This window comes from Paenibacillus woosongensis (assembly GCF_009725165.1).
GTDB lineage: Bacteria > Bacillota > Bacilli > Paenibacillales > Paenibacillaceae > Fontibacillus > Fontibacillus woosongensis.
In genome coordinates, this window is the sequence record NZ_WNZW01000024.1 from 1 (window position 1) to 8,836 (window position 8,836).

The 8,836-nt window shown below is 52.2% G+C and carries 7 protein-coding genes and 1 pseudogene; 2 read left to right on the plus strand and 6 right to left on the minus strand.

The window, feature by feature from the left end; genetic code table 11:
- From GNP95_RS25320 to GNP95_RS25340, 5 genes are all read right to left on the minus strand, one after another.
- Nucleotides 1–448 (minus strand): hypothetical protein (locus GNP95_RS25320; RefSeq protein ID WP_155613588.1); only part of this gene is annotated, 448 nt, incomplete at its 3' end.
- 206 nt (nt 449–654) lie between these two features.
- Nucleotides 655–1,029, minus strand: a complete 375-nt coding sequence (locus tag GNP95_RS25325) for a PH domain-containing protein (protein WP_155613589.1) — start codon at nt 1,027–1,029, stop codon at nt 655–657.
- 212 nt (nt 1,030–1,241) lie between these two features.
- Complete coding sequence (locus tag GNP95_RS25330; protein ID WP_230874008.1) at nt 1,242–2,234, minus strand: carbohydrate ABC transporter permease; 993 nt, start codon at nt 2,232–2,234, stop codon at nt 1,242–1,244.
- Between the two features lie 246 nt (nt 2,235–2,480).
- Nucleotides 2,481–3,395, minus strand: a complete 915-nt coding sequence (locus GNP95_RS25335) for an ABC transporter permease (protein WP_155613590.1) — start codon at nt 3,393–3,395, stop codon at nt 2,481–2,483.
- 11 nt (nt 3,396–3,406) lie between these two features.
- Nucleotides 3,407–5,020, minus strand: coding sequence for an ABC transporter substrate-binding protein (locus GNP95_RS25340; RefSeq protein ID WP_155613591.1), 1,614 nt, complete (start codon nt 5,018–5,020; stop codon nt 3,407–3,409).
- Between the two features lie 175 nt (nt 5,021–5,195).
- Between GNP95_RS25340 and GNP95_RS25345 the strand changes: the two genes are divergently transcribed.
- Complete coding sequence (locus GNP95_RS25345; protein WP_155613592.1) at nt 5,196–5,426, plus strand: hypothetical protein; 231 nt, start codon at nt 5,196–5,198, stop codon at nt 5,424–5,426.
- Here GNP95_RS25345 and GNP95_RS25350 read toward each other — a convergent pair.
- The gene (locus GNP95_RS25350) at nt 5,423–7,894 is read right to left on the minus strand and encodes an AraC family transcriptional regulator (RefSeq protein ID WP_330163623.1); all 2,472 of its coding nucleotides are present in this window, start codon (nt 7,892–7,894) and stop codon (nt 5,423–5,425) included. The genes GNP95_RS25345 and GNP95_RS25350 overlap by 4 nt on opposite strands.
- A gap of 484 nt (nt 7,895–8,378) precedes the next feature.
- Here GNP95_RS25350 and GNP95_RS25355 point away from each other — a divergent pair.
- Nucleotides 8,379–8,836 (plus strand): annotated as a pseudogene (locus tag GNP95_RS25355) (hypothetical protein); the annotation flags it as partial.

The following is an 8,836-nucleotide window of genomic DNA, read 5'->3' on the forward strand; positions in this document are numbered from 1 at the left end:
ATTGCAGCAGCGATGGCCGCGACGCTGCAGACGAAGCCTCGCCTGGATCAGCGACATTCTGTCTCGCTTTCTCCATGAAGCGCTGAAACCAGCTCTGAATCGTCCCCTTCAGGGTAAACGTCGCTGATTTTTTCACCCCGGTCGCCTTTGCCGAATCCTTCTCTGCCTTTATGTATGTATTTTCCGCATAACGTAAAGCCTGAACCTTCCTCCTCATCTGCTCGTCAATCCGCTCGGCCAGCTTACCAATTTCCCGCAGCAGGCCGCTGGCTTCACGCGCCGCGGAACGCACGTAGTGCTCGGACGGATCGGAATAGGCCGCCTCCACATCGCTTATGAGCCGGTTAAATTCCCTGGACATTCCCGTGATTCCGTTCTCCATCGTGCGCTCCAAACGCTCCAGGTCGCGAGCCAAGCCCCCGACTCGGCCAGGATCCACCTTATTCAAGCTTGTCCAACCTCATTTCAGGAAAATATTAGTGTCTGATATTTTACCAAAATGCCTACTTTTAAGGAATAAATCGGTATACCTATGAAAATACAAAAAAAGACACTACAAAAAGTGTCTTTCATCCTAGCTCTATGAATAATTCCGACTTTAGGCCTGAACAATAAAATTCAACAACAGGGGAATACGAGTTCCTTCCATACAGCTTACTTGGTTAACAGCGCATTCGCGATGAGCATATCGAACCTGCGGATATCGACGCCTTTCTGCAGCTTCACCTTAATGTGGCCCGCACGCGTCCACAGTTCCACCTCGGCGTTCATATCGAGAAATCCGCCCGCATTCTCCGTGGACCACATATCAATCGAGGAGTAAGGCAGCGAGTAGATTTCGACTTTCTTGCCCGTAAAGCCCTGCGCATCCCGGACGATCAATCGTTTGTTGGTGAAAATGGCGCTGTCGCGAAAGGTTTTGTAGGCAGCAACGGCCTCTTCCCCGGGAACGAGCAGGTTGTTCACATCCGGGGGAATCGGGCACTCGGACACAAGCGTCCATTCCAGTATATGACTTGTCTCAGCCATCAATTTTACCTCCTAATCATTTGCAACTATTCCCATAGATACATCCAGATTAACATAGGGAGCGAATACCTGGAACCCTTGCGCGGGATGATTTTATAAACATACGGCCCTCTCGCCCGTTTTAACACAAAAATACCGCCCAATGGCGGCAGCGGCTGCCGTTTTGGACGGTAATTTCATACATAAACAGAACGTTGGACGCCCCTACAAGGTCACCCCTTAATCGAACCGATCATGACGCCTTTCTCAAAATATTTCTGGATAAACGGATAGATCACTAGAATCGGCAGCGTAGACACGATAATGACGCCGTATTTGATCTGGTCGGCATATCTTTGCGCATAACCTCCCGCGTCTCCTCCGGTGCCCGCCCCGCCGGCAAACACCTGATTGGACAGCAGGATGTCTCGCAAAATAATTTGCAGCGGCTGCAGGTTGTTATTGCGGATATAGATCAGCGCGGTAAAGAAGTCATTCCAATGCCCGACCAAGTAATAGAGGCCGATTACCGAGATCATCGCCTTCGAAAGCGGCAGCGCCACCTTAAAGAAAAAGATGAAATGCGAGCAGCCGTCCATGACCGCGGCCTCGTGCAGCTCCTGGGGCAGCGAGCTCTCGAAAAACGTCCGGGCGATAATCAGATAGAACACGTTGACGCAAAACGGGATAATGAACACCCAAATCGTATTTGTCAGGTGCAAATCCTTCATTAGAAGGTAAGTCGGAATAAGTCCCCCGTTGAAGAACATCGTCACCACGAAAATAAACATAATGACCTTCCTCGCCCGGAACTCCCGCCGGGACAGCACATACGCCGCAGGCAGCGTAAACAGCATATTGACCAAGGTGCCGAACAGGGTGTAGAACACCGTGTTCCGGTAGCCCGTCCAGATTCGCATATCCTTGAAAATCTCCTGATATCCGAAGAAGCTGATGTTTTTCGGAAACAGCCAGACCTTGCCTGTCGCTACGAGCGTGGAGTCGCTGAAGGAAGCGATCACGATGAAATAAAGCGGATAAACGATGATTAGAAAAATAAACGTGCATAGCAGCCCGAGCGTGATTTTGAAGGCGAGCTCTTTGCCGTTGAGGCGTGCTCGGTTTCTGTTGATAGGCGGTGGGGCTCCATGGATGCTCGGCCCGGTTCCACCGATACTTGGCCTGCGGCTATGGGCGCTTAACCCGGCCCCCTGGTTGCTTGGCATGGTGCTATCGAGTCCTGGCTGCCCATTGCTGCCTGGAGTTCCTTGGCTGAGTGAGATTCCGCCACCGCTCAAGGCTCCATGGATTCTTAATCCGAATCCGTCGCCGCTCAAGGCCCCATGGAATCTTGGTCCGGATCCGTCGCTGCTCAAGGCCCCATGGCGGCCCATTCGAGTATGTTCTTTGTCGGTTCCACCATTACGCTTATGCGTACGATCCATGTCCGTTCCTCCTTCCCTCATAGGCTTTTAGAATAGGCTCGTCTCGGATACCCGCTTCGAGATCGTGTTCATGGCGAACAGGAAGATGAAGTTGATCACCGTATTGAACAGGCCGATCGCCGAGGCCAGGCTGAACTGGCTCGAGACGATCCCAATTTTGTACACATAGGTGGCAATGACCTCGGACACGGGCAGGTTGAGCGAGTTCTGCATCAGGAATATTTTCTCGAAGCCGGTACTGAGAATGTTGCCCATGCTGAGAATGAACAAAATAATAATCGTCGGCACAAGCGCCGGAATATCAACAAAGCGAATCGTCTGCCAGCGGCTGGCCCCGTCGATGCGGGCTGCGTCATAGAGCTGGGGATCAACCGTGGACAGGGCAGCCAGATAAATAATGCTGTTCCAGCCGCAGTGCTGCCAAATATCCGAGAGCACGTAGACCGGAATGAAGGTGCTGGTTGAGGCGAGCAGGTTGATATGCCCCAGCCCGACCGCTTTCATCAAATGACCGACGACGCCGGTCTCCGCCGACAGCAACACATTCAGCATGCCGACCAGCACGATTATCGAGATGAAGTGCGGCAGATAGACGGTCGTCTGCATGAGCTGCTTCATTTTTTTGCGCCGAATCTGGTTGAGAATCAACGCCAAAATGATGGGAGCCGGAAAACCGAGCACAATGCTCGCCAGGCTGATCAGAAAGGTGTTCCGCATCAGGTCGGTGAACAGATAACTGTCGATGAATTGCTGAAAATACGCCAGTCCCCGCCATTCGCCCCCAGTCAGCCCTTTGCTGAAGTCATAGTCGCGAAAAGCGAGCTGAATCCCGTACATCGGAATGTAATTGAAAATCAGAATAACGATGATTGCCGGGAGGATCATGATCCAGAGTTGATAATCGCGCGTGGCGGCGTGAACTAGCCCTTTACGAGTCCGCATATGCTCCCCCCTTATTTTTTGCTCTTATATTCCTCGTAGTATTTTTGCATGATCTCTAGATTTTGGGTGATGCCAGCCTTTTGGGCCTCCTTCACGTACGCGTCCCATTCTGCCTCGATACCGCCCTTGGTCACCCACTTGGCGAAGCTGGACTCGGCCAGGTTCATAATGTTCGTGTTGTTCAGGCTCATCGTGTTGTTGTCCATGGTTGAGTATTTGATAAACAAGCCGGGAAAAACATCCTTATCCAGATCCACCTTCAGCGCTTCATCCAAAGGCTCGGATTGGCCGAGCACCTCCTGCATGTCTTTGCCGAGGGTCAGCTGCAAATCGTCCGGGATATAAAAAGCCCCGTGATCCGCCATCGTGGACGTCCATTTCCAGGTGCCGGGGTCCATCTCCGGATTAGTCGGAGGCAGCACGCTGTAAGTCCCGTCTCCATGGTCTTCAATATTCGGGCCGATCGAGCCGAACAACGCCTGTATGCCGACCTTCGGATCGTACAGCTCATTGATAAAGCGCATCGCCGCTTCCTTATGCTTCGTCTTGGCGGACATTACGACGTGATTCGTACCGTAGTTCAAGGAGTAGTAATCATAGCTCCACGACAGCTTCCCCGTGTAATCGGCGGTGACCTTCAGCGGAGGCAGAGTAATATACTGCGGGGCCAGCTGCTCCCCGAACCGATCGGACGCCACCCAGCCCCAGGTGAAGCCAACCTTGGCCGTGTCCCCTTCCCCGCGGGCGATCGATTGATATTTCGTATAGTCGTGTGTAAAAACTTCAGGATTGATCAGTCCCGCCTTATACAGCTTGTTGAGGAAAGCCACCATGGTCTTGTAGCGTTCGTCGATGAGGAAATTCTTGATCTGTCCATCCTCGACAAAATAGCCCTGACTGCTGCCCTCCGACAGCGTGATGCCCATACTGCCCAGAAGCACGGCCGGATTGAAATACCCGCCGATCCCGCCCGGCCAATCCATCGGGATCTCGTCCTTCGCATCGCCATTGCCGTTGGCGTCTTTCTCTTTAAAAGCGACGAGGACGTCATACAGCTCATCCCAGGTCGTCGGCTTTTGCAGCCCTAGCTCATCCAGCCATTTCTGGTTGATGAACTGCCTGGTGCCGGTTGACGGCCAGAACCGCTGGTATTTGGGGAGGCCGTAGATTTTGCCATCCGGCTGCGTGGCGATGAGCTTCGTCTCGGGCTTCTCGTTGAACATCTTCTGCACGTTCGGGGCCTGGTCGAGCAAGCCGGACAAATCCTGGAACAACCCCTGGAACTGGGCAAAATCCGCATCCGTGATGACATTCGGCCCGATGAACAGATCCGGGATGTCGCCGCTGGCCAGCATCGTGCCTTTCTTTTGCCCATAGTCGGTGGTAATCTCCTGCCACTCAATTTCGACTCCGGCGGCATCCTCGACCGCCTGCAGCCACTCCATTTCCGCCAGCGGCTTGGTGAGCGGATGCTTGGTCATAATCGCCGTCAGCTTCACCTTCTCCCCGGACGCATTCCCGGGCGTTGTCCCCGCGGACTTGCTATCTCCCCCTGAACCGCACCCCGACAGCAGCATGGCTGTGATCAAGACGAATGATGTGAGAACGCTTACCTTTTTCCGCATATCCATACCTCCACACATTTGATATGGGCCCGATCGATACAGACCGCTGCCACAGCTTTGCCTGGACTGAATCGCAGGCACCTTAGACAGTAACGGGAGATGCCAAGCCGCGTAAACGGGCAGTTTTTGTGCGGATCTTCATTTTTCGAAAGCGCTTAATGCAGTGTGTGGCTAGATGGTTGTTCCCGGCCGTACCGGGGCGGCTTCAATTATTGTAGATTTTCAAAAAATGCCCCTTGCGATGGTTTATGCAGGCAGATTCATTAACGGGCCATACAGCCCTGTTGGTGGGGAGCCGCATCGTGCGCACTGCTCCCTGTTCGGACAGGGCGGGTCCGGGCATGCTTGGATGGTTGTCGACCCTACCGCAGCTTGCCATGACAGCTCCGGATGGAACGGAGCTTAGCTTCTGTGGGTGGTGCGGTATTGTCCGGGTGTGGTGCCGACGATTTTTTTGAAGGAGCGGATGAAGCTCGAGGTGTTCGTGAACCCGACCTGGGCGGCGATGCCCTCCAGCGTCCCCTCGCTCTCCCGCAGCAGCTGGATCGACCTCTGAATTCTGAGGCGGTCGATGTATTCCTTGAAGTTCTGCCCCATCTCCTTCTTGAAATGATGGCTGAAATTCGAGACCGACATGCCAAAATGATCAGCCATCAGCTGCAGCGAGCAATTCGGGTCCATCCCCTTGTCTTCGATCATCGCAAGAATCTCCTCGCGGGAAGCCGCGCGTCCCTTCGGCAGCGTCTCGCGAATCATCTCGCACAGCTTGGCGCCACTTTCTTGGATGATTCCGGTCATCTGCTCCAGCGTATAGCGAGGCTGGAAAGCCGCATCTGTCAGACGCAGCAGGCTTTGGTCATCATGGCGGAACCGCTGCAGCCCGTTAAAAATCACGCTGGCCGTGTTCAAATACACACTCCGCAGCATATGCGGAGGCAGCCCTTCGCTGTTCAGATAGCAGACAATCCGCTCAATCAGCGACTCCACCAGGGAGGCTTCGTTCTTCAAAATCGCCAGCTCCAGCGACTGCAACAGCTCGGCGAAATAAGAGACCGTGCCGGACGGCGATGTCTCGATCTCAGCAAAGCTCAGAATCGGGCTCGTATGGCGCAGCCGCAGCTGCTCGACCGTACGCAGCGCCTGCAAGTAGGAGACATGGGCTGAGTTGGGATCGATGATGTACGTACAAGTTAGTTCAGATTGATCCTGTCCCTCAGTCCTTCTTGCTCCTTCTGGCTGGCTATGTCCCTCAGTCCTTACAGCCTCCCCTGGCTCGCCAATGCCGATGATCGTCTTCCAGCCCGTTCGCACCTGGAGCTCCTCCTGCAGCCGGGCTAAATACGCTTGAACGGAGAAGTCCTCCCCATGGGAGCAGACGAATACAATCTCATGATGATAGTTGCTTTTGAAAAAATAACCCTGAACTCTTTCAGGCAGCTGGCTCTCCCGGTTTTTGCAATAAAGCAGCACAAGATTCGTCTCCTCCGTCTCGGAATCACAGGAGATGACAGCCACCGTCACGCGCGCTCCGTCCAAACTCACTCCTACCTTCTCCGCTTCCCGCTGCACTTGCTCCCCGCTCAGGAAATGCCCGTTGACCAGCTCCAGCAGCATATTGTCCCGCATGATTGGCAGCGTCTCCTTCACCTCTTCATCCAGTCGGCTGTTGACCGCAGATAGACCGCTTAACGTATAACGGATCGCCTCGATCTCGTTCATCGGCCCACGCTCCTCCGGCTCGAACAAACCTGCGGCGAACTCGACCAAACGCTTAATTGGGTGGTAGTTTTTGCGGATCGAGACGTAGATGACAATCACTTCAAGTAGCAAAATGCCTCCAACAAGCAGAATCGTGTTCAGTTGAATCGTACGCAGCCCCTGGAGCGATTCCGACACCGGGAGCAGGCTGACATACTTCCAGCCGTTCTTATCCGAAACCGAATAGGATACGAGGTAGGATACGCCGTTGATCCGCTGAATGCCGGAGGACGAACCCTGGTTCGAGCCAGGGGAGGAAACGGAGGACGAGCCAAAGGCCGTACCAGTGGACGCACTACCGAACGTATCAGAGAGTGAGCCGCTATCTTTTCCCAGACTGCTTACCAACTGCGTTAAATCTCCCGAGCTCTGAACTAGCGCCTCGTTGGAGGCAACGATCGGCTGTCCCTGCGCATCAAAAATAAAGAAGTCCCCCTTATACGCTTCCGAGACCGACCGCATCATGCGGAGGATCGTATCCTCCCGGACCATGATCATCACCACGCCAGGCGAACTCGTGCCGCCCACCGGAAGCGGCTGCAGGAAGGTCAGCATCCGTACCCGGTTATGACCGGGGACCAGCACCCCCTCTACAGGCCGAACCATGGGAGAATCCAGCATGTTCAGCGTCTCGGTCAGATCGTTATGAGGCCAGCTCTCATAATAAAAACCAACCCCCGGCTTCCCCATATCCTGCACACTGTATGCGCTTCCAGTTTTGGAGAACAAATAACCGGTGCTTCTCACATACAGCAGCGTGTTGTATATAAAAGCATCTGTCGCGTTGTACTTCTTCATCTCATTCGCAATCAGCACACGCTGGTAATCACTCTCCTCGGCTTGATACAGCCGGAACTCCCGATTCTGCACCAACTCGAACGGCAGATTGTACACATACCGCGTGAACGTATCCATCGACGTCATGAACTGCTCCGTAATGTGAGCGTTCCAGTCCATCTCCTTCTCTTTGACCACCTCCGCCGAATACGGATAGTAATACAGCACAATAATCATGACCGGAAACAGCAGCACCAGCAAATAGGAAATTAATAGCTTGGTCAGTAAATTGATCTTATTCTTATTTCCCCCAGGCTTAATCAACTTGTTACGACCCACCTTGTTATGGTTCACCTTGCTCTTATTCAGTTCGGTCTTCCCCAAGCCGCGCTCACCTTCCTTTTTGAAGTTCCTGTTAGTAAAGAAAATATAAGAAGAAATTGAAATTTACAACCATTTCTTTGGACTATCTGGGATAGCGGTGGATGTAGGCAACAAAGAAGTTTGACAGCGATCTAGCTGCGAGTTGACCGCTATGAGGCCCATCACCTGCAGCCCCTTGTTATTAGTAAATGTAGCTTAAGTCCGCCTTGCTGCTGTGTGACTATATTATAAATGTAGACGTAGAGGGGAGTTAGAGAACATGGAAGGATTTTTTTGGGGGGACTTAAGGGTAGTCGATACTCTTGGCTAATGTAACCGCAACTCAGTAAGATCTAATAAATAATTAGTTCAAGGTTGTATTTTACTGGCCTACATTCCACTTTATAAGTATAGAAATCAGGCGCCGATTTCAACTAATAAATTATTGGAGGTTTTTAATATGGCCACAGTTGCACAACATCTTAGCTACTCACATAATGGTAAAACAGTACACACAATAAAAGCTGATCTTGCATCCATCTCTGTAGTTGATATTGGTGCTAAATCAGTTAATGATCAAGCTTACTTTGGTGTAAATGGTACTTTTTTTAGTGGATCTTCTTTGCTAGGTATTGCAATGCAAGGTGGGAGTGCTGTCAGGACTGGGGGAACTAGAAGCGGACAAGCGTGTAATGTAAAAACAAAACGAGGCACCATGTTTTGTTACAACAGTGGTAAGTCAGTTACTACTGGTGTGGTGGATTATGCTAGTGAAGCCAATTTAAGCAATGTTAAATGGGCTATTGGTGGGTACAGTCTTTTCCCCAATTTAAGCTATTCCACCGACAATGATTACTATAAAGCCATTCACGGTACTGATTCTCCCGATAACTGCAACGCAGCCAAAGAAGGTACACA